Annotated in this window: 16 protein-coding genes; 7 read left to right on the top strand and 9 right to left on the bottom strand. The window is 73.3% G+C overall.

Annotation, left to right across the window (positions count from 1 at the left end):
- Positions 1-785: acetate kinase (locus ABZW11_RS36555; RefSeq protein ID WP_355427652.1), on the bottom strand; the 785-nt coding region annotated here is incomplete at its 3' end.
- Positions 786-913: 128 nt separating this feature from the next.
- Between ABZW11_RS36555 and ABZW11_RS36550 the strand changes: the two genes are divergently transcribed.
- From ABZW11_RS36550 to ABZW11_RS36535, 4 genes are read left to right on the top strand one after another with little or no spacing between them, the layout of a single operon-like run.
- Positions 914-1,402, top strand: a complete 489-nt coding sequence (locus ABZW11_RS36550) for a 2Fe-2S iron-sulfur cluster-binding protein (protein ID WP_355427649.1) — start codon at positions 914-916, stop codon at positions 1,400-1,402.
- A complete protein-coding gene (locus ABZW11_RS36545; protein WP_355427646.1) occupies positions 1,399-2,367 on the top strand; it encodes a xanthine dehydrogenase family protein subunit M in 969 nt (322 codons plus the stop codon). Before ABZW11_RS36550 ends, ABZW11_RS36545 begins: the two co-directional genes overlap by 4 nt.
- On the top strand, positions 2,364-4,397 hold the full coding sequence (locus ABZW11_RS36540; protein WP_355427643.1) for a xanthine dehydrogenase family protein molybdopterin-binding subunit: 2,034 nt from the start codon (positions 2,364-2,366) through the stop codon (positions 4,395-4,397). The genes ABZW11_RS36545 and ABZW11_RS36540 overlap by 4 nt, the downstream gene beginning before the upstream one ends.
- Positions 4,398-4,448: 51 nt before the next feature.
- Positions 4,449-4,973 (top strand): DUF6328 family protein, encoded by a 525-nt coding sequence (locus ABZW11_RS36535; RefSeq protein WP_355427640.1) that lies wholly within the window; start codon positions 4,449-4,451, stop codon positions 4,971-4,973.
- On the opposite strand, the gene ABZW11_RS36530 is transcribed toward ABZW11_RS36535, so the two are convergent.
- From ABZW11_RS36530 to ABZW11_RS36495, 8 genes are all read right to left on the bottom strand, one after another.
- Positions 4,931-5,248: a monovalent cation/H(+) antiporter subunit G gene (locus ABZW11_RS36530; RefSeq protein ID WP_355427637.1), complete on the bottom strand. Its 318-nt coding sequence runs from the start codon at positions 5,246-5,248 to the stop codon at positions 4,931-4,933. The genes ABZW11_RS36535 and ABZW11_RS36530 overlap by 43 nt on opposite strands.
- A complete protein-coding gene (locus ABZW11_RS36525; protein ID WP_355427634.1) occupies positions 5,245-5,517 on the bottom strand; it encodes a monovalent cation/H+ antiporter complex subunit F in 273 nt (90 codons plus the stop codon). The genes ABZW11_RS36530 and ABZW11_RS36525 overlap by 4 nt, the downstream gene beginning before the upstream one ends.
- Positions 5,514-6,047 (bottom strand): Na+/H+ antiporter subunit E, encoded by a 534-nt coding sequence (locus tag ABZW11_RS36520; protein WP_355427631.1) that lies wholly within the window; start codon positions 6,045-6,047, stop codon positions 5,514-5,516. The genes ABZW11_RS36525 and ABZW11_RS36520 overlap by 4 nt, the downstream gene beginning before the upstream one ends.
- Before the next feature lie 22 nt (positions 6,048-6,069).
- On the bottom strand, positions 6,070-7,638 hold the full coding sequence (locus ABZW11_RS36515; protein ID WP_355427628.1) for a Na+/H+ antiporter subunit D: 1,569 nt from the start codon (positions 7,636-7,638) through the stop codon (positions 6,070-6,072).
- Positions 7,639-7,655: 17 nt separating this feature from the next.
- Positions 7,656-8,468, bottom strand: a complete 813-nt coding sequence (locus tag ABZW11_RS36510; protein ID WP_355427626.1) for a Na(+)/H(+) antiporter subunit C — start codon at positions 8,466-8,468, stop codon at positions 7,656-7,658.
- On the bottom strand, positions 8,465-11,233 hold the full coding sequence (locus ABZW11_RS36505) for a Na+/H+ antiporter subunit A (protein ID WP_355427623.1): 2,769 nt from the start codon (positions 11,231-11,233) through the stop codon (positions 8,465-8,467). Before ABZW11_RS36505 ends, ABZW11_RS36510 begins: the two co-directional genes overlap by 4 nt.
- Before the next feature lie 182 nt (positions 11,234-11,415).
- Positions 11,416-12,708, bottom strand: coding sequence for an alpha/beta hydrolase (locus ABZW11_RS36500; protein ID WP_355427620.1), 1,293 nt, complete (start codon positions 12,706-12,708; stop codon positions 11,416-11,418).
- 324 nt (positions 12,709-13,032) lie between these two features.
- A complete protein-coding gene (locus tag ABZW11_RS36495) occupies positions 13,033-13,452 on the bottom strand; it encodes an SRPBCC family protein (protein WP_355427617.1) in 420 nt (139 codons plus the stop codon).
- 132 nt (positions 13,453-13,584) lie between these two features.
- Here ABZW11_RS36495 and ABZW11_RS36490 point away from each other — a divergent pair, with 132 nt between their 5' ends.
- The 3 genes from ABZW11_RS36490 to ABZW11_RS36480 all read left to right on the top strand — a co-directional run bounded on the left by ABZW11_RS36490 (position 13,585) and on the right by ABZW11_RS36480 (position 20,706).
- Positions 13,585-15,264: a TIGR02677 family protein gene (locus tag ABZW11_RS36490; RefSeq protein ID WP_355427614.1), complete on the top strand. Its 1,680-nt coding sequence runs from the start codon at positions 13,585-13,587 to the stop codon at positions 15,262-15,264.
- Positions 15,265-15,331: 67 nt separating this feature from the next.
- Positions 15,332-16,525, top strand: a complete 1,194-nt coding sequence (locus tag ABZW11_RS36485) for a TIGR02678 family protein (protein ID WP_355427611.1) — start codon at positions 15,332-15,334, stop codon at positions 16,523-16,525.
- Positions 16,525-20,706 (top strand): TIGR02680 family protein, encoded by a 4,182-nt coding sequence (locus ABZW11_RS36480; protein WP_355427608.1) that lies wholly within the window; start codon positions 16,525-16,527, stop codon positions 20,704-20,706. Before ABZW11_RS36485 ends, ABZW11_RS36480 begins: the two co-directional genes overlap by 1 nt.
- Positions 20,707-20,899 lie beyond the last annotated feature (193 nt).

Below are 20,899 nucleotides of genomic sequence, written 5' to 3'. Positions count from 1 at the left end.
CCCGAGCGGCCGCCCGACAGGCCCAGCAGGCCCGAGCGGCGCTGCAGGCCGTCGCCCAGCTCCGCGACCGACAGGTGGCCCTGTGACAGCAGCCACACCAGCATCCCCGGGTCCACGCTGCCCGACCGCTTGCTCATGGGCAGGCCGTCCAGCGGCGTGAACCCCATGGACGTGTGCCGGCTGCGCCCGCCGGAGACCGCGCACACCGACGCGCCGCCGCCCAGGTGGGCCAGCACCAGCTCCAGCTCGGCCACCGGGCGTCCCAGCAGGTCGGCCACCCGGTCGACGGCCCAGGCGTAGGACAGGCCGTGGAAGCCGTAGCGGCGCAGGCCGTGCTTCTCGCGCCACTCGGGCGGCAGGGCGTAGACGGCGGCCTCGTCCGGCAGGCCGGCGTGGAAGGCCGTGTCGGGGCAGAGCACGTGCGGCACGGCCGGGAGCTGCTCGCGGGCGGCGTCCAGGAGGTCGAGCGCGGGCGGCAGGTGCAGCGGGGCGAGGGCGGTCAGGCCGCGCAGCGCGGCCACGGTCTCGTCGTCGGCGACGGCGGGCGCGCGGACGACGTCGCCGCCGTGCACCAGCCGGTGTGCCACGGCCCTGATGTCCCGGTCGAAGTGCCCACCCAGAAAACCCTCCAGCGCCTTCGCGCCCGAGCCCACGTCACGGGGGCCTGATCCGCGTGCGGCGAGGTCGGTGTGGGTGCTGTCGATGACGCAGCCGCCCTGGACGAGGTCCAGGCGCAGGCTCGATGAGCCGGCGTTCACCGTGAGGATCGCCGCCTCCTCTTCCATGGCCCGCCCCATGCCGCCACGGCTACCCGCCACCACCCCGGCAAAACCGGACGTCCAAGGACGAAAGGGCGACGCCGCTTTACCGCCGAGAGGGGTTGTCGCTCACAACGCTCGGGTAGTCGTGCGAAATGGACATCACCCTGCAGGTGAACGGAGTGCCGCGCACGGTGCACGTGGACCCGCGCACGTCGCTGCTCGATCTGCTCCGCGAACGCCTCGGCCTCGTCGGCGCCAAGAAGGGCTGCGACCACGGCCAGTGCGGCGCGTGCACGGTGCTGATCGACGGCCGGCGCGCCAACGCCTGCCTGGCGCTCGCCGTCGCGGTGGAGGGCAGGGAGATCACCACCGTCGAGGGCCTGGCGAACGGCGACGAGCTGCACCCGCTGCAGGCGGCCTTCATCGAGCACGACGCCTTCCAGTGCGGCTACTGCACGCCAGGCCAGCTCTGCTCGGCGGCCGGGATGCTGGGCGAGCCGGGCCCCAGCGCGGTGACCGAGGACCTCGCCACCGACCCTGGCCTGACCCCTGAGGAGATCAGGGAGCGGATGAGCGGCAACCTGTGCCGGTGCGGCGCGTACGTCAACATCGTCAGCGCCATCCGCGAGGTGACGTCGTGAAACCCTTCGAGTACGCCCGCGCCGCCACCCCGGCGGAGGCCGTGCGCGGCTTTGCCCCCGGCACCATGTACCTCGGCGGCGGCACCAACCTGGTCGACCTCATGCGCCTGGGCGTGGCCGAGCCGGACCGCCTGGTGGACGTCAGCCGGCTGCCGCTGGACGAGATCGAGCAGGTACGCGACCGCGTCCGCATCGGCGCCACCGTCCGCAACACCGACCTCGCCGTGCACCCGCTGATCCGCACCCGCTACCCCATGCTGGCCAGGGCGCTGCTGGCGGGCGCGTCGGGGCAGGTGCGCAACGTCGCCACCGTGGCGGGCAACCTGCTGCAGCGCACCCGCTGCCCGTACTTCCAAGACGTCACCAGGCCGTGCAACAAGCGCAGGCCGGGCTCGGGCTGCCCGGCCATCGCCGGCGACCACTCGGGTCTCGCCGTGCTCGGCGCGTCCGACGCGTGCGTGGCCACCCACCCCTCGGACATGGCGGTCGCGCTGGCCGCGCTGGAGGCCGAGGTGCACGTCACAGGGCCGGGAGGCGACCGCATCGTGCCCATGCCCGGCCTGCACCGGCTGCCCGGCGACGAGCCGGAGCGGGACACCGTGCTGGAGCCCGGCGACCTGATCACCGCCGTCGAGCTGCCGCCGCCGCCCACGGGCGTCCAGACCTACCGCAAGGTGCGCGAGCGGTCGTCGTTCGCGTTCGCGCTGGTGTCCATCGCCGCCGCGCTCGACGTGCGCGACGGCAGGGTGGCCGGGTGCCGCATCGCGCTCGGCTCGGTGGCCCACGTGCCGTGGCGGGCGGAGCGGGCCGAGGCGGCGCTGATCGGCGGGCCCGCGACGGGGGAGGCGTTCCTCCAGGCCGCCGAGACAGAGCTGGAGCAGGCCAGGCCGCTGCCGCGCAACGCGTACAAGGTGCCGCTGGCCCGTAACCTGATCGTCGCCACGCTGGAGGAGCTCGCGCCGTGAACCGCATCGAGGGCCGCGTCAAGGTCACGGGACTGGCCACGTACGCGGCGGAGTACCCGGTCGAGGGCGTCACCTACGCCTACCCCGTGCAGTCCCGCATCGCCAAGGGCCGCGTCAAGCACGTGGACGCCGCGCCCGCGCTGGAGCTGCCCGGCGTGCTCGCCGTGCTGTCCTGCGAGGACCCGCCGAGCCTCGCCGAGGACGCCGACCCCGAGCTGGCCCTGTTCAGGAGCAGGGACATCGCCTACCGCGGCCAGATCATCGCCGCCGTCGTCGCCGACACCTACGACAACGCCCGCGCCGGCGCCGACGCCGTCCGCGTGGACTACGACCCCGACGACCACGACGTCACCCTGCGCATGGACCACCCCGGCCTCTACAAGCCCGACGTGGTCAACCCGGACTACCCGACCGACACCGAGCTGGGCGACGTCGAGGCCGGGCTGGCCGAGGCCGCGACCACCGTGGACGTCGTCTACGAGACGCCCGTCATGCACAACAACCCGATGGAGCCGCACGCGGCGCTGGCCTACTGGGACGAGGACGGCCGGCTCATGCTGTACGACACCGCGCAGGGCAGCTCCACCAGCCGCGACATGGTCGCCCACACGCTCGGCCTGCCGAAGGACCAGGTCAGGGTGGTGGCCAGGCACGTCGGCGGCGGGTTCGGCTCGAAGGGCACGACCAGGCCGCAGGCGGTGCTGGCCGCGCTGGCCGCCAAGGCGGTGGGCCGCCCGGTCAAGATCGCGCTGACCAGGCAGCAGATGTTCGACGTCACCGGCTACCGCACGCCCACCATCCAGCGGCTGCGCCTCGGCGCGGACGGGGAGGGCCGGCTGACGGCGCTGGAGCACGTGGCGTACGAGCAGACCTCGACGATCGCCGAGTTCGCCGAGCAGACCGCCACCCCGGCCAGGGTCATGTACGCCACCCCCGCCCTGCGCACCAGGCACCGCCTGGTCCGGCTCGACGTCGGCACGCCCTCGTGGATGCGCGCGCCGGGCGAGTGCCCCGGCATGTACGCGCTGGAGTCCGCCATGGACGAGCTGGCCTACGCCGCCGGCATCGACCCCGTCGAGCTGCGGCTGCGCAACGAGCCCGAGACCGAGCCGTACAGCGGGCTGCCGTTCAGCTCCCGCGACCTCGCGGGCTGCCTACGCGAGGGCGCCCGCCGCTTCGGCTGGGAGCAGCGCGACCCCGCGCCCGGCGTCAGGCGCGAGGGGGAGTGGCTGATCGGCACCGGCGTGGCGTCCTCCACCTACCCGGCCAGGCGGCGGCCGTCGAAGGCGCTGGCCAAGGTGCTGGACGACGGCGACGTGCTCGTCCAGGTGGGCGCCGCCGACATCGGCACGGGCGCGCGTACCGCGCTGACCAGGATCGCCGCCGCGACGCTGAACGTGGCGCCCGAGCGGGTGCACGTGGAGCTGGGCGACAGCGACCTGCCGGACGGGCCGGTCGCCGGCGGCTCCATGGGCACCGCGTCCTGGGGCTCCGCCGTCGTCCGCGCCTGCGAGGAGATGGTCAAGGACGGCAAGGAGGGCCGCGCGGACACCACCGACGAGGTCGCGAAGGAGGCCGAGCTGGCCAGGCACGCGTTCGGCGCCCAGTTCGCCGAGGTGCGGGTCAGCATGGTGACCGGCGAGGTGCGGGTCTCCCGGCTGCTCGGCGTCTTCGCCGCCGGGAACATCGTGGATCCCGAGCTCGCGAGGTCGCAGTTCATCGGCGGCATGACGATGGGCCTCGGCATGGCGCTGATGGAGGAGACGCTGACCGACGAGGAGTTCGGCGGGTTCCTGCACCGCGACCTCGCGCAGTACCACGTGCCGGTCTGCGCCGACATCCGCGACGTGCAGGCCGTCTGGCTGGACGAGCAGGACGACGCGCTCAACCCGATGGGCAGCAAGGGCATCGGCGAGATCGGCATCGTGGGCACCGCGGCCGCCGTCGGCAACGCCGTCTTCCACGCGACCGGCCACCGCGTGCGCGAGCTGCCGATCACTCCGGCGAAGGTGATGAGGCACACGTTTTAACGATGCTTTGCGGAGCAGAGTAAGGCTCTCGTCCAGTGGCGGGAGGCCCCCTTGAAGAACGAGTCGCACCAGGAACGTGCGGACCGCAATTTCGTCGAACTGCTCCAGGGCGCGCGCGTGGCCGTGACCGGCGTGCAGGTGCTGTTCGCGTTCCTGCTCACCGTGCCCTTCTCCTCGAGCTTCTCCCGGCTGGACCAGGCCGACCGGTGGCTCTACTTCACGGCGCTGCTCAGCGCCGCCTTCGCGTCGATCTGCTACATCGCGCCGCCCGCGCAGCACCGCGTGCTGTTCCGTCAGGGCCGCAAGGAGACGCTGGTACGCCGCTCCAACGTCTACGGCATCCTGGGCGCGCTCGCCTTGGCGGTGTCGATGACGACGTCCACGATGTTCGTCATCGACTACCTTTTCGACGCGACGCTGGCGTGGGTCGCGGCCGGCCTGCTGGCGCTGCTCGCGTTGTGGACCTGGTTCGGGCAGCCGGCACTCGACCGCTCGGGCGCGGGTTCGGACGGGGACGAGGGCTCCACGCGCGCTCAGTCGTCGGAGGGCAGCCCGGTGTCGTCGTCGGAGGAGTGACGGGCGTTGGCCGCCCGCGCCACCATGTAGGCGGCGACCGACACCGTGATCACCTGCGAGAGCGCCACGAGCAGCAGCGGCCCCGCGTACGTCAGCGACGGCCGGTGCAGCCACATCGCCAGCAGCACCAGCAGCACGCCGAGCACCTGCGGCTTGGTGCCGGCGTGCATGCGCTGCAGCGTGGTGCGGAAGCGCACCAGCCCGATCCCGGCCGACAGCGCCAGCACCGAGCCCAGCAGCAGGCAGGCGGACGCGATCATGTCGAGCACGCTCATCGGCTCCTCCTCTCCTCCTTGCCGGAGAAGAAGCGGGCCAGCGACACCGACCCGACGAACCCCAGCAGCGACAGCACCAGCAGGATCGGCAGGTCGGAGTAGTCGTCCCTGACCACCGCGTACGCCCCGGCCCCGCACATCGACAGCGAGGTGAACACGTCGAGCGCCACCGCCCGGTCCAGCATCGACGGGCCCCTGCCCACCCGGTAGAGCGTCGCCGCCGCCCCGCAGCCGAGCAGGGCCAGGGTGACCAGGTACACCGTGTTCACGCCAGCTCCTCCTGGTCCATGGGCGTGCCGAAGGCCGCCACGAGGCGCGACTCCAGTTCCGCCACGTCCCGGCGTACGGGGCCGGTGACGTCGCCGGGACGGCCCAGCACGTGCAGCAGCAGTTCCCCGGGGTAGCGCTCGACGACCAGGCTGCCCGGCACGGTGGAGATCGCCACCATGACCAGCACGGTGATCGGCTCGGACGTCGTGCGCAGCGGCACCCGGACGAACTGCGTCGGCGGGTCGCCGGGCCGCAGCACGTAATAGACCACCCGAACGGTCGAGATCACCAGGTCGAACGCAAAGTACAGCAGGAAGCGGGCCAGCGGCACGGGATGCGGCCTGATGGCCCGGTTGATGGGCGGCATCGGCAGCAGCCAGGTCACCACCAGCCCGGTCGCCAGCCCGCCCAGCACGGTGCCCACGCTGAGGTCGCCCCACAACGCCACCCACACCAGCGTCAGCCAGGCCACCAGTGGCAGCGGCACCCGCCGGCCCAGCAGCCGCGGCGCCAGTGACTCCGGCCTCATCGCCACCTCCCATGGGCGCGCCTCACCGGGGACGCTCCAGCACCGCGGACATGTACGGCTCGCGCGCCAGCAGCTCGCCCGCCGCCCGCTCGGCCAGCGCCGTCAGCGGCCCCGCCAGCACCGTGAACGACAGCCCCAGCACGATCAGCGCCGCCACCGACAGCGGCAGCGGCGCCGGCAGGCTGATCGTGGTCACGGTCGGGTCCTCGCCGGTGGCCTCCTCGCTTTCCAGCACCCGGCCCACCTGCTCGGACTGCGGCGTCCGCCAGAACGCCTTGCCCCACGTCTTGGCCACCGCGTACAGGGTGAGCAGGCTCGTCGCCAGCCCGGCCACGACCAGCGTCACCGGCAGCCAGCCGCCGGTCGCCAGCCCGGCCTGCACCAGCATCAGCTTGCCCAGGAACCCCGACATGGGCGGAATGCCCGACAGGTTCATGGCGGGCACGAAGAACAGCACCGCGATCAGCGGCGTGGCCCGCATGAGGCCGCCCAGCCGGGTCACCGACGTCGTGCCGGTGCGCCGCTCCACCATGCCCGCCACCAGGAACAGGCTGGTCTGCACGGTGATGTGGTGCACCACGTAGAACACCGCGCCGGCCAGGCCCGCCACCGTCGACAGCGCCACCCCGAACACCATGTAGCCGATGTGGCTGACCAGCGTGAAGGACAGCATCCGCTTCATGTCGGTCTGCGCCACCGCGCCCAGCACCCCGGCCACCATCGTGGCCAGCGCCACCCACATCAGCAGCGTCGAGACCGGCCCGACGGGGAACAGCAGCGCCTCCAGCCGGATGATCGAATACACGCCGACCTTGGTCAGCAGGCCCGCGAAGACCGCCGTGGCCGGGGCGGGCGCCGTCGGGTAGGAGTCGGGCAGCCACGCCGACATCGGGAAGATCGCCGCCTTGATCGCGAAGGCCAGCAGCAGCGTCAGCTCCACCAGCAGCTGCACCTGCTCCGGCAGGGTCGCGAAGCGTTCGGCGAGCTGGGCGAGCGACAGCGTGCCGGTGGCGCCGTACGTGACGGCCAGCGCGATCAGGAACAGCATCGACGAGGCCAGCGCCATCAGCGTGTACGTCGCCCCCGCCCTGATCCTGAACTCGGTGCCGCCGAAGGTCAGCAGCACGTACGAGCCGCTCAGCAGCAGCTCGAAGGCCACGAACAGGTTGAACAGGTCACCGGTCAGGAACGCGTCGGCCACCCCCGCCACCATCACCAGGAACGCCGGATGGAAGATCGCCATCGGCGCGTCGTGCTCCTGGTCGTCGTAGGCGTTGGCGACCGAGTACACCATCACGCACAGCGTCACCGCCGACGACACCACCAGCACCAGCGTGGACAGCCGGTCGGCGACCAGGGTGATGCCGATCGGCGCCGGCCAGCCGCCCAGCTCCGTCACCAGCGGCCCCTGCGTGTCGGCCGCGACCATCAGCACCACCGACACGGCCAGCGACACGCCCAGCGTGACGACGCTGATCAGCGACTGCAGCCCGCGCAGCCGCCCGCCGATCGCCAGCTTCACCCCGGCGGCGAGCAGCGGCAGCAGCACGGGCACGCAGACCAGGCTCTCCAGCCCGCTCGCGCCGATCACCGCTCACCGTCCATGGCTCAGTCGTCGCCCTCGAGCTCGGGGTCCTCCGCCAGGGCCTGCCTGGCGCGTTCCCTCCTGATGGCCGCCCGCATCTGCTTGCGCGCCTCCCGCTGGCGGGTCTTGAGCTTCTTGCGCAGCTCCCGTTCCCTCGCGTCCTGCGTCCGCCTGCGGCGCTCGTGCTCCTCGCGCAGCTGCTCGATGCGCTCGGCGTTGCTGATCGCGCCGGTGTCCTCGCGCAGGCCGACGTCCTCGAAGCGGCGCTGCAGCTCCTCCTCCGACAGGCCCTGCTCGCGCAGCAGCCGCATCCACTGCTCCAGCTCGGTGTGCACGCGGGAGATGCGCCGTTCCAGGTCGGCCTCCTCCAGCCGCTCCCGCTCGGCCCGCTCGGCCTCCATGTTCGCGAGCTCCGCCCGCTGCTCGACGACCAGCCGCCGGTACGCGTCCCGCCTGGCCCGTACGGCGTCGCCCAGCTCGCCGCGCCGCGCGCGCAGCCGCACCCGCCGGTCCTCGGTGTCGTCCTGCACCTCGTCGGTGCCGGTGAGCTGCCACGAGCGGTGCACCATGGCCAGCAGGAACCCGGTCACGCCCAGCGTGATGACGATCGCGGTGAGCACCATGGCCTGCGGCAGCGGGTCCGCCATCCCGACCGTGCCGGTGTACGGCGGGCCTCCCGCGTCCCCGCCCGAGGTCACGATCAGCAGGTTCACGCCGTTGCCGAGCACGATGACGCCCGCCAGCACCCGCACCAGGCTCCGCTCCAGCAGCAGCGTCACGCCGGTGGTGATCAGCACGCAGCAGGCGGCGAACGGCACCAGCGAAACGCTGTTCACGCGTTCTCCCCGGCGTCGACCTGGCGGTCCAGCTCGGCGCCGAGCGCGCGCAGCACGTCCTGCACCATGCCGACGACGGAGACGTACACGCCGAGGTCGAACAGCAGGCCCGTGGACAGGTGCAGGTGGCCCACCAGCGGCACGCTCACGTCCGTGGCCAGCATCGCCAGCGCCGCCTGGCCGAACAGCAGCCCGATCAGCGCGGTCCCGGCCGACAGCGTGAGCCCGAGCCCCATCAGCACGCCCGCGTGCACCGGCACGGCGGCGGCCAGCTCGTTCCTGCCGCCCGCCAGGTAGCGCACGGTGATCGCGAGCCCCGCCACGATGCCGCCCGCGAACCCGCCGCCGACCCCGCTGTGCCCGACGAACAGCAGGAACACCGACAGCACCAGCACCGTGTGGAAGGTCAGCCTCGCCGCCACCTCGAACGCCAGCGCCCGCTGCCCGCGCGGCAGCGTCGAGGCCAGCCAGTGCGTCGGCTCCTCGGGCCGGTGCCCGTGCTCCACCCGCTCGATCGCGTACGACCTGCGCCGCAGGAACACCAGGCTGGTCACGCCCAGCGTCAGCACGATGAGCACCGCACTCTCGCCCAGCGTGTCCCAGGCCCGGACGTCGAGGATGATGGCGCTGACCACGTTGCGCGCCCCCGCCTCCACCGCCGCCTCCGGCATCGACGCGCCCACCGGCTCGGTGCCGCGCGCCGCCATCGCCAGCATGCCCGCGCCCGTCGCCACCACGCCCACCGCGAGGCCCACCCCCAGCCGGAACGGCATCGGCAGCCGCCCCCCTGCCGGCTCCACCGGCAGCCGCCGCAGCACCAGCGCGAACACCACCAGGCTCAGCGTCTCGGCGAGGAACTGGGTCAGCGCCAGGTCGGGGGAGCCGTGCACCAGGAACAGCAGCGCCGTGCCGTAACCCGTCAGGCCGATCACCAGGGCCAGCAAAATGTACGCGCGGGCGAACAGGGCCAGCGCGCCCGCCGCCGCCAGCAGCACCACGATCACCGGCTGCTCGGGCCGCTGCCAGCCGACGACCGGCACGTCCAGGTGCGGCGGGCCGCCGTACACGATCGAGAACAGGCCCACGCCGACCGTCGCCAGCAGCGTCAGCAGCAGGTAGTCGGGGACCGAGCCGCGCTGGATGAAGCCGGTGACCTGGATCGCGAACCGGTCGAGGCGGCGGATCGCCGTCCAGAAGACCTGGCTGGAATCCATCACGTGCAGCGCCGTGCCCGCCCTGGCCATCGGGCCGCGCGCCAGGAACAGCACCAGCCCGGCCGCCAGCGCCGACGCCGACAGCAGCAGCGGCAGCGAAGGGCCGCTCCAAGGAGCCAGGTGGGCGTGCCTGCCCGGGTCGGCGTACGTGCCGGTATAGCCGGACATCGCGCCCTCGTACCAGGGGGCGAGCGGCCCGAACACCAGGCCCAGCACGGCCAGCAGCCCCGCCGGGGCGGCCATCGCCGCCGGCGTCGCGTGCGCGGGGGTCGGCTCGATGCCCGGCTTGCCGGCGAAGGCCCCCCACAGGAAGCGCAGCGTGTACGCCGCCGTCAGCGCCGAGCCCGCCACCACCCCCGCCAGCACGGGCGGCGTGTCCAGCAGCGACTCCAGCGCCGCCTCCTTGCCCGCGAACCCCGCCAGCGGCGGCAGCCCCGCCATCGACGCGCCCGCCAGCACCGCCGCCCCGCACGTCCACGGCATCGCCCCGCCGAGCCCGCTCAGCGCGCGCAGGTCCCGCGTGCCCGTCGCGTGGTCCACGATGCCCACCACGAGGAACAGGGCGGCCTTGAACAGCGCGTGCGCCAGCACCATCCCGGCGCCCGCCACCGCCGTGCCCTCCGTGCCCGCGCCGAACAGCAGCACCATCAGGCCGAGCTGGCTGACCGTCCCGTACGCCAGCAGCCGCTTCAGGTCCGTCTCCCGCAGCGCCCGCCAGCCGCCCAGCAGCATCGTCACCACGCCCAGCGGCACCGCCACCGACCGCCACAACGCCAGGTCGCCGAACGCCGGGCCCAGCCGGGCCAGCAGGTACACCCCCGCCTTCACCATCGCCGCCGCGTGCAGGTACGCGGAGACCGGCGTCGGCGCCGCCATCGCGGCCGGCAGCCACGTGCTGAACGGGAAGATCGCCGACTTCGCCAGCGCCCCCGCCAGCACCAGCACCAGCGCCACCGGCGCGACGTCAGGAGGGCGGGCGACGATCTCCGAGATCTGGTACGTGCCCGCCGCCTGCCCCAGCAGCACGAACCCGGCCAGCATCGCCAGCCCGCCGAACGTCGTCACCGACAGTGCCTTCATCGCCGCCTGCCTGCTCGGTCGGCTGGCCGGGTCGTGGCCGATGAGCAGGTAGGAGAAGACCGTCGTCAGCTCCCAGAACACGTACAGCAGGAGCAGGCCGTCGGTCGTGACCAGGCCCAGCATCGAGCCCGCGAAGGCCACCATCGCCCCGCCGTAGCGGCCGAGCCCCTCGCCGGCCGCCGGGAAGTAGCGGGCGCTGTACCCCAGCACCAGCACGCCGACCCCGGTGACCAGCGCCATCATCAGCACCGCCAGCGGGTCGGCGCGGAACGACAGCTCCAGCCCCAGCACCGGCGCCCACGGCCTGCTCTCCCGCGCCGGCAGCCCGCGCAGCGCCAGCCATCCCGTGTATGCCAGCCCGGCCGCCGACGGCACCGCCAGCACGGCGAAGTAGGAGGCCCGGCCCAGGCGGGTCACCAGCCAGGGAGCGCAGGCCGCCGCGACCGCGTGCAGGATCAGCAGCGACTCCATGGGCTCCTCGGGCGGGAATTTCCGGCTACGTCCGCCAATCTCTCCCACGGTGGCCGCGCCATCGCGCAGGCACGGCCAGGGTTGACCCGAACGTCACCTCTCCCACACCGAGGTGTGGTGTCACCTCAGGCGCCGGTCACAGGCATGACCCTTGGGCCCGCCTCGCGCACCGCCGCTCCGCCTCAGACGCCGGCCTTGGCCTGGGCCTTCGCGTTCGCCTTCGCGTCGGTCGTCGCGTCGGGGCGGCAGGTGCTCGGGCGCGGAGCCTTGGCCGTCAGCAGGTAGTCGTCCACCTTGCGGTCGAGGCAGGAGGAGCCCCTGCGGTAGCCGGTGTGGCCGTCGGCGTCGTTGGTCAGCAGCACGCCGTGCTCCAGCTGCTCGGCCAGCGCCTGCGCCTCCTTGTACGGCGTCGCGGGGTCCCGCGTCGTGCCCACCACGACGATCGGCGGCGCCCCCTTGGCCTGCACCTTCGCCGGCACCCGCGAGCCCTTGACCGGCCAGAACGGGCACGGGCTCTCCGGATGGTCGACGCAGTTGATGGCCATCAGGGCCTCGAAGCTGTTGTCGTAGCGGCCGTTGGGCCGCCGCCCGTTGCTCTCGTCGGCGAGCTGCAGCAGCTTCGTGCCGTCACCCTTGTACGCCTGCGCCAGCGCCTGCCGCAGCCGCGGCCAGGTCGCCGTCTGGTACATCGAGTACTCCACCGCGCTGCGCACGACGGCCTCGCTGACCTGGCGGGCGTCGTACTCGTTGCGCAGCGGTGACTGGTCGGCGCGGTCGTAGAGCCGGTCGAGCTTCTTCATCGCCGCCTTCACCGAGTGCCCCTTGAACGGGCAGTCCCCGGCCTTGAGGCAGTCACGCAGGAACGACTCCGTGGCCACCTCGAACCCGCGGTCCTGGTCCTCGATGAAGTCCTCGGTGTCCTGCGACGGGTCCTCGGCGCCGTCGAGCACCATCGCCCGCACCCGCGTCGGGTACATGTCGGCGTACAGCGAGCCGAGGTAGGTGCCGTACGAGAAACCGAGGTACGTCAGCCGCTCGTCTCCCAGAGCGGCGCGCATCACGTCCATGTCGCGGGCGACCTCTACGGTGCCCACATGGGCGAGCAGTTTCTTTCCCGACCGCTTGGCGCAGGATTTTGCGAATGCTTTGTCCCACTTTTCCTGACGCTTTACTTCGGCAGCGGTGTCAGGAGTGGGATCGAGGGTGAAGTAAGAATCGAGGTCGAGGGATTTCATGCAGTGGACGGGTGCCGAACCGCCGACGCCGCGGGGGTCGAAGCTGACGACGTCGAAATGCTCCCTGATCGCGGGGGAGACGACGTCCTTGCTCTGCAGCAGCGTGTCGACGCCGGACGCGCCGGGGCCGCCGAAGTTGAGCACGATCGACCCGATCTTGCGTCCCGTCGCAGGCAGGCGGGCCATGCTGAGGCCGATCCTGTCGCCCTCGGGGCGCGCGTAGTCGAGCGGGACCGACACCTTCCCGCATTCATAGCCGTCGCCGCAGCGAGACCAGGCAAGGCGCTGTCCGTAGAATTCGCCGAGCCGTTCAGGCGCGGCGGCTCGGGCTTGGCCCGCGACACCGGTGAGGGTCAGCAGACCGGCCAGGGCAGGCGTAATGAAACGGAATAGTCGTCGCATGTCTCAGGGGATGTAGGCAACGGATTTCCCGTTATTTATAGACGTTGCCCCAGGTCGAGAGCAAGTGGGCAAAACACTCGAATTCCCGGTCCGGAGAAAGATCTACCAACCGCCCGAGACCTCAAAAGGCCATTCCCCGCCCCGAAATCCGCCCGTACTTCGTCAGCCGCCACCGGAGACGCGGCGCTGCACCTCGTCGGCGAGGCTGTCGAGCGACCGGTCGAGCAGCCCGCGCACCTCGTCCGCCCGCGCCCCGGACTCAGGCTCGTCGAGCAGGCTGATGTGCACCGTCACCTCGCTGGTGCCGGCCGCGGAGTCGGCCACCTGCAGCCAGCCCGAATAGCCGGGGTGGTCGCGTCCGCCCCACTCCACCCTCAGCTGCTCCTGGGAGACGCGGAACAACCCCTCGTGCTTGCCGGAACCGGGCACCAGCGAGCCGTCCGCCTCGAGCGTGCCGGGCCCCGCGTCGTGGACCGACAGTCCCTGCGGCAGCCACCGGTCCATGAGCCGCACATCGGACGCCACCCCGAACACCACCATGCTCTCCGCCGGCATGCCCCGCGTCGCCTCGAACTCCGCCATACCGTTACCCCCGGACCCCTGGCTTCCCATGCCAGCGCCGTACCCCCGTGATGTACGGGCAAACAGCGACCCCCGTGACGGTGTGTCCCGCTACCGTTGCGTCGGGTAATCGAGCGGCGAGGGGAGCGGGTGATGGCGGGCGCGCCACAGGTGCCGCCGGAGTTGTTCCGGTTCACCACGACGGAGCGGGCTGACCTGCACACGGCGGTCCTCTTCGCGTTCGGCGAGGCCGACGAGCGGCTGGAGACGGCGCTCACCGCAGACGAGGTGCGGGAGCGGTTGCGCGCGACCGGCTGCTACGCGCCGGTCGGCGAGCAGGACCTCGCCGGCACGCTCAAGCAGCTGGCCGGGTGGGGGCTGCTCGACGTGGTCTTCGACCACGCGGGCGGCTTCGCCACGGCCGAGGAGTACGAGCGCAGGAACCTCCAATACTCGCTCACCGGCCGTGGCGCGGCGGCCCTCGCCGGGATCCGGCACGCCATGGCCGCGCTGGACTCGGCGGGTGCACTGCAGACGGCGGTGCTGGACGCCATCGCCGCCCGCCTGGCCGAGCTGAACGAACTGCTGCACGACCCTGACCCCGGCCGCAACCGCCGCATCTTCGCCTGCCTGATGGAGCTGGAAGCCCACCTCGACGCCCTGCGCACCGACACCCGCCGCTTCAACGCCGACCTGCAGCGCCTGCTACGCGCCGAGGGCACCGACCTGGCAACGTTCCACGAGGTGAAGACCGCCACGGTCGCCTACCTCCAGCAGTTCGTCACAGATTTGGAGCACCGCACCGACACCATCACCACCCTCCTCCACCCCCTCATCGGCGGGGCCGCCCACCCCGACCAGGGCGGCCGACCCGGCGAGGGGAGTCCCGCGGCGGACGGTGGGCGGGGTGATCCGGCTGCGTATGGCGGGCAGGGTGGGCGAGGTGGCTTGGTGCGGCACAGCGGGCGGAGCGTCGCGGTGCTGCACGCGCGGGCCCTCGATGGGGCCGATCTGCCGAGGATGCCGGGGGCTGATCACGCGACGCCGTGGCTGGCGGCGCGGGTGGCGCAGTGGGAGGGGCTGCTGGCGTGGTTCGCGCCTGAGGACGGGAGCGTGCCGCGGGTGCGGCGGCTGCACGACGTGGCGCGGCGGGCCATCGTCGTCCTGCTGCAGGTGCTCGACCGCATCACCGACGCCCGCCGCCGCTCGTCCAGCGCCGCCGCCGACTTCCGTACGCTGGCCCGCTGGTTCGCCACCGCGCCCGGCGAGGACGACGCGCACCGGCTGTGGGACGCCGCGTTCGGGCTCGGCTCGGCCCGCCACGCCCACCTCGGTCACGCCGACGCCGAGCTGATCCCGGCCGGGGTGCCGTGGGCGGAGGCCGAGCCGGTCGAGGTGTCGGCGCTGCTGCGCTCGCGCGGACGTACCGAACGGATGGGCCGCACCGGCAGGGTCCGCGACGTCGCCGAGCTGCGCGCCCAACGGCGGGCCATGGCCGAGCGCGAGCGCGCCGAGCTGGAGGCCGCCTGGGCGGCGCTGGCCACGACGGGCCCGATCCGGCTTTCGCAGCTCGGCGAGCTCGACCACGACACCTTCGGCCGCCTGCTCGACCTGGTGGGCAGGGCGCTGGCCGAGCGCCCCGACCCGACCGGGTTCCGCCGGGCCGTCACCTCCGACGGCCGCGTGGAGATCGTCCTGCGAGCCCCTGACGACGCGCCCACCGAGAGGGAGGTGGCGGTCCTGCGGACGTCCGAGGGCTGGTTCCGCAGCCCCGACTACCTCATCGACGTCCGCGCACCCGGCACCCTGCGCGAACGGGTGGTGGGCGCGTGAGCACGGCGGCGACTTCCATGACGGCGGCGTGGCGGTGCGGTGGTTCGCGTGAGTGGGGGGTGGGGGCGTGAGCACCCTTGCCAACCAGCTCGTACGCGCCGAGAAGGAGGAGCTGGCCCGGGCCATCAGGACCCTGCTCGGCCGTCCCCTCGTCTCCGCCCACGACGACCCGGCCGCCTTCGACCTGGTCAGGAAGCGGCGCGGGCCGCTCATCCAGTGGTTCGACTACTTCTGCGGCTGGCGGCTGGTCGTGGAGCCGCGTCAGGGCTACGCCCGGCTGGTCAAGGTCAGGTCAGAGCCCGGCGCCACCCGTCCGGCCAGGCGCCGCCGCACCACCAGGGCGCCCTTCGACCGCCGCCGCTACACGCTGCTGTGCCTGTGCGCGGCCGAGCTGCTCACCTCGCCCGTCACCACGATCGGCATGCTGGCCGGGCGGGTCGCGCAGGCGGCGGCGGTGGAGCCGGGCGTGCCCGCGTTCGAGCCGGTGCGGGGTGAGGAGCGCGCGGCTTTCGTGGACGCGGTCAAGCTGCTGGAGCACTACGGCGCGCTCACCGCGATGGACGGCGCCACCGACGCCTACCTCGACGACGAGGACGCCAAGGTGCTCTACCGCGTGGACACGACCCGCGTCATCCGCCTCCTCGCCGCCCCCGTCCCCCCGTCCCGGGTGGCGGACACCTGGCGGGGCGGGCCGCCGGATGCGCTGGTCGCCGAGGCGCGGTACGGCGCCGGCGAGCCCAGCGAGACCCAGCGCGCCCTGCACGCCCGCCACACCCTCATCCGCCGCCTGCTCGACGACCCCGTCGTCTACCGCGACGACCTGACGCCCGCCCAGGCGGCCTACGCCGCCTCGCTGACCGGCCGCAGGCTGCTGCGCCGCGCGGCGGAGGAGGCCGGGTTCGTGCTGGAGGAGCGGGCCGAGGGGTTCCTGCTGGTCGATCCCGACGGCATCGCCACCGACAGCAGGTTCCCCGACGACGGCGGGCACGCCAAGGTGGCCGCCCTGCTCATGCTCGACCTGCTCGTCACCTCGGGTCCCGTCAGCGCGGCCCGGCTCGACGAGGAGGCCGCCGAGCTGCTGCGCCGCTTCCCGCAGTGGGCCAAGGCGTACCAGTCGGACGGCGGCGGGCCGCGGCTGGCCGCCGACGCGCTTGAGGTGCTCGTCCGGTTCGGGCTCGCCCGCCGTACGGGTGACCGGGTCGCGGCCCTGCCCGCCGCGGCCCGCTACCGGGTCGATCGCGCGGCCGTACAGGAGGATTGATGACCGTCACCGAGCTCGCCCCGCAGCGCGCCGCGCAGGGGATGGACGCCCGCTGGGTTCCGGTACGCGCCGGGATACTCAACGTCTGGCGCTACTACGACGAGGTGTTCGAGTTCCACCGGGGGCGGCTGCTGCTGCGCGGGCCCAACGGCAGCGGCAAGTCGAAGGTGCTGGAGCTGCTGCTGCCGTACCTGCTGGACGCCAGCCTGAAGCCGAGCAGGCTGTCCACGTTCGGCGGCGGCGAGCGCACCATGCACTGGAACCTCATGGGCGACGGCGCCGGCGGAGCCACCCGGGTCGGGTACGTGTGGCTGGAGTTCCGGCACGCCGACGGGCGCTGGTTCACCTGCGGGGCGCGGCTGCAGGCCACCGTCCACACCAAGAACGTCACCGCCGCCTACTTCACCACCGACGCCCGCGTGGACGCCCCCGACGGCATCAGGCTCGCCGGCGAGGGCGGCCAGCCGCTGACCAAGGCCCAGCTCATCGACGAGCTGGGCTCGTCTGGCACGGTGCACGAGACCGCCGAGTCGTACCGCGACGTCGTGCGCAGGACCCTTTATCGCGAGCTGAACGAGCAGCGCTACGACTCGCTGCTCACCGCGCTGCGCCAGCTCCGCACCCCCAAGCTGTCCGAACGCCTCGACCCCGGACTGCTGTCCGACCTGCTGTCCAGCGCCCTGCCGCCGCTCGGCGAGGGCGAGATCCACGAGATCGCCGAGGGGTTCGAGCGGCTCGACCGGCAGCGCGAGGAGCTGCGGCGGCTCGACCGCGACGTGGAGGAGGCCGACCGGCTGGCCGAGCGGCAGCGCGGCTACGCCCAGCGCGTGCTGCGGGCCGCCGCCGCTGCCGTCATGTCGGCGTGGGAGCGGGTGGAGTCGCTGGCCGCAGAGGTCAAGGACCGGCGCGAGGCACTCAACGAGGCCGAACGTGAGCTCGCGGCCACGACCGTGCGGCTGGGGGAGGAGGAGGCCCAGGAGCTGGCCCTGGCCGCCCGCATCGACGGCCTGAAGGAGAGCGAGGCGTACCGGGAGGCCGGCGACCTCCACCGCCTCCGCACCGAGGCCCAGGCAGCCCACGAGACGGCGGCCCGCCTCCGCGACCAGGCCGGCCAGGCGGCCAGGGAGGTCTCGGCCAGACAGGCCCACGCCGACCGCGCCGCCGCCGCGGCCCGCACAGCCGCCGCCCTGGCCGACCGCGCCCGGACGGAGGCCCACCACGCCGCCACCCGCGCCGGCCTCCTGTCCGTCCACGAGGAAGCAGCCGGCCGCACAGCCCCCCTACCCGACCAGCCCCTCGCCCGCCCCGCTCTCCTGCCGGTCCACGAAGAGGCAGCGGACAACGCCGAGGGCCGTGCGGGGCTGCCGTCCGCACCCGAGGACGATGATCGGGCTGCGGGGCGCGCCGCCCCCCTCTCCGCCCATGAGCAGGGGGATGCGGAGGCTCTGGTGCGGCGGGGGAGGGAACTGCTGCGGGCGGCCGTCAGCAGCAGGGCTGGGCAGATCAGGGAGGTCAGGGCAGGGGCGGTCGCCCACGAGGAGGCTGTGGGGCGGCGGACCATGGCCGAGCGGGATCGTGACGAGGCGCGTGACGATCTGGCCGCCGCTCAGGAGGGTCGTGAGCGGGCTGAGCGGGTGCGGGACGAGCGGGCCCGGGACCTGGCCGCCGCGCTGGGCGACTGGGCCGGCGGGTGCGCGCAGCTTCAGCTTGATCCTGCCACGCTGGCCGGCCTGGCCGAGGACTTTGAGCGCGCCGATGACCTTGTGAGCACGGCGCGGACGATGGCCGCCGTCGAGCTGGCGGCCCGGGAGCAGCATCTGACCGGCCTGCGTGACCGGCTGGCAGGCGAGCGGGCCGAGCTGGCTCAGGAGCGGGAGCGGCTCAGCGATCAGACGGCGATCGAGCCGCCCGCCTCGCCCACCCGTACCCCCGCCGGGCGGCTGGCCCGGCCTGGGCTGCCGTTGTGGCGGGCGGTGGCGTTCAGGTCGGGGCTGGACCCGGTCGCGCAGGCGGGGGTGGAGGCGGCGCTGGAGGCGTCCGGGCTGCTCGGCCTGTGGCTGCGCCCGGACGGCGGGTTCGACGCGAGCGAGCACGACGCGTTCGCGGTCGCCGCGCTGGCCCGCCCCGCCCCCGGCTACAGCCTGGCCCACGTGCTGCTCACCGAGGCGGACTCGCCGGTCCCGGCGGACGCCGTGCTGGGCGGCATCGCGTTCGCGCCCACCGCGATCGGCGTCGACCACCCGGCCGTGATCGGCGCCGACGGCACCTGGCGGCTCGGCCCTGCGGCGGGCCGCTGGGTCAAGCCGGAGCCCGCCTACATCGGCGCGACCGCCAGGGAGCGGGCCAGGCGGCGCCGCGTCGCCGAGTTGGACGACCGGCTGGGCGAGCTGGCCGGGCGGATCGCCGAGTGCGACCACCTGCTGGCCGTGGTGGACGCCGACCGCGACACGCTGGCCGCCGAGCTGCGGCGCAGGCCCGACAGGCGGCCGTACGCGGAGTCCGTGCAGGCGCTCGACGACGCGGAGCGCAAGGTGGCGCTGCTGGAGGACCGGCTGCGCGCGTACGAGGAGCGGCTGCACGGGCGCGAGCAGGACGTGGCGCGGTCGCTGCGCCGCCTGACCGAGCTGGCCGACCGGCACGCGCTGCCCGCGGCGCCGTCCGCGCTGGACAACCTGGAGCAGGCGCTGCGCACGGCCGAGACGACCGGCGCCGTCTGGCACGACCGCCGCGCCGACGCCCGCGCCGCCGCCGAGCACGCCAGGCTGGCCGCCGAGACCGCCGCCCAGTACGAGCGGCTCGCCCTCGACGCCGTCGAACGCGCCGAGCGGGCCGCGTCCGCCGCGGTCGTGCTGGCCGAGCGGCTGGCCGCGATCGAGGGTACGGCCGGCGCCGAGCAGCACGAGGTCCTCGCCAGGCTCCAGGAGTCCCAGGCCGCCTACCAGGACTGCCGCCGCGCCATCAAGCAGATCAACGACGGCCTGGCCCGCCTCAACGCCCGCCTGGGCCGACTCAGGGGCGAGCTGTCCACCGCCGAGGACCGGCACGCCGAGGCCGCGCAGGCACGCGAGGAGGCCTCGGACCGCTTCCGCCGCCTGGCCTCCGGTCACCTGCCGGCCGACGCGGGCGTGACACTGGAGCCGACCTCGGAGGCCGGGCCGGTGCTGGAGGCGGCGAGGGTGGCGGCGAGGGTGGTCGCGGAGCGGCTGGGGGCGGTGCCGTATGAGGGCAAGCAGGTCAGAGAGGCTGAGGCGCGGTTGCGGGATGCCGTGCATCGTGCCAGGGAGGCGCTGGGCGGGCGGGCGGAGCTGGAGCTGACGCCCGACGACGACGTGCAGGTGCTGACCGCGACCGTCAACGGGGTGCGGGCCGGGGCGGCGGCGCTCGGCAGAGTCCTGCACCAGGAGCGGGACGCACGGCGGCGGGACATCACCGAGGCCGAGCGGGACCTGTTCGACCGCACGCTGGCCGGCGACACGCGCCGGCATCTCGCCGACCGCATCAGGCAGGCGACGGCGCTGGTGGAGGCGATGAACCAGCGGCTCGAACGGGTCCGCACCGCGTCCAAGGTGGCGGTGCGGCTGGTGTGGCAGGTCGACCCCACGCAGTCGCCCGGCACCCGCGCCGCCCGCGACCTGCTGCTGCGCGACCCGGCCGGGCTGAGCGAGGCCGACAAGGAGGCCCTGTACGTCTTCTTCATGGACCGCGTCGAGGAGGCAAGGGCCGACGACTCCTCGGCGAGCTGGGAGGACCAGCTCATGAAGGTGCTCGACTACACCGCCTGGCACCGCTTCGTGGTCAAGCTGTACAGGGGCGACGGCCAGGGCTGGCAGGACCTGACGCGCAAGCTGCACGGCGCCCTGTCGGGCGGGGAGAAGGCGATCGCGCTGCACCTGCCGCTGTTCGCCGCCGTGGCCGCGCACTACCTGACCGATCCGGGCTGCCCGCGCTTCATCCTGCTGGACGAGGTGTTCGTGGGGGTGGACAGGGCCAACCGCGGCCAGGTGTTCGACCTGCTGGTGAACCTGGGCCTGGATCTGGTGCTGACGTCCGACCACGAGTGGTGTGAGTACCGCGAGCTGGACGGCATCGCCATCCACCAGCTCATCACGGGGGACGGCGACGACGCGGTGACGACGGCCAGGTTCGTGTGGAACGGCTACCGGACGATCCCAGCCGAGTGACCGTGTCGAGTGACCGTGCCGAGTGACCGTGCCGAGTGACCGTGCCGAGTGACCGTGCCGAGTGACCGTGCCGAGTGACCGAGCCAAGTGACCGTGCCGAGTGAGCGCGTACGTCCCGATGAGCGCCGGATGTCCGGAAGCGCGGCCCCCCGCGCGACCGGTTGGTGTCTAAATCGTTTTAGAACTTTTATGC

The sequence above is a fragment of the Nonomuraea sp. NPDC004580 genome (genome assembly GCF_040609855.1).
GTDB lineage: Bacteria > Actinomycetota > Actinomycetes > Streptosporangiales > Streptosporangiaceae > Nonomuraea > Nonomuraea salmonea.
The sequence above is the reverse complement of the archived record's forward strand: the minus strand, read 5'-3'. Positions and strand labels throughout refer to the sequence as shown.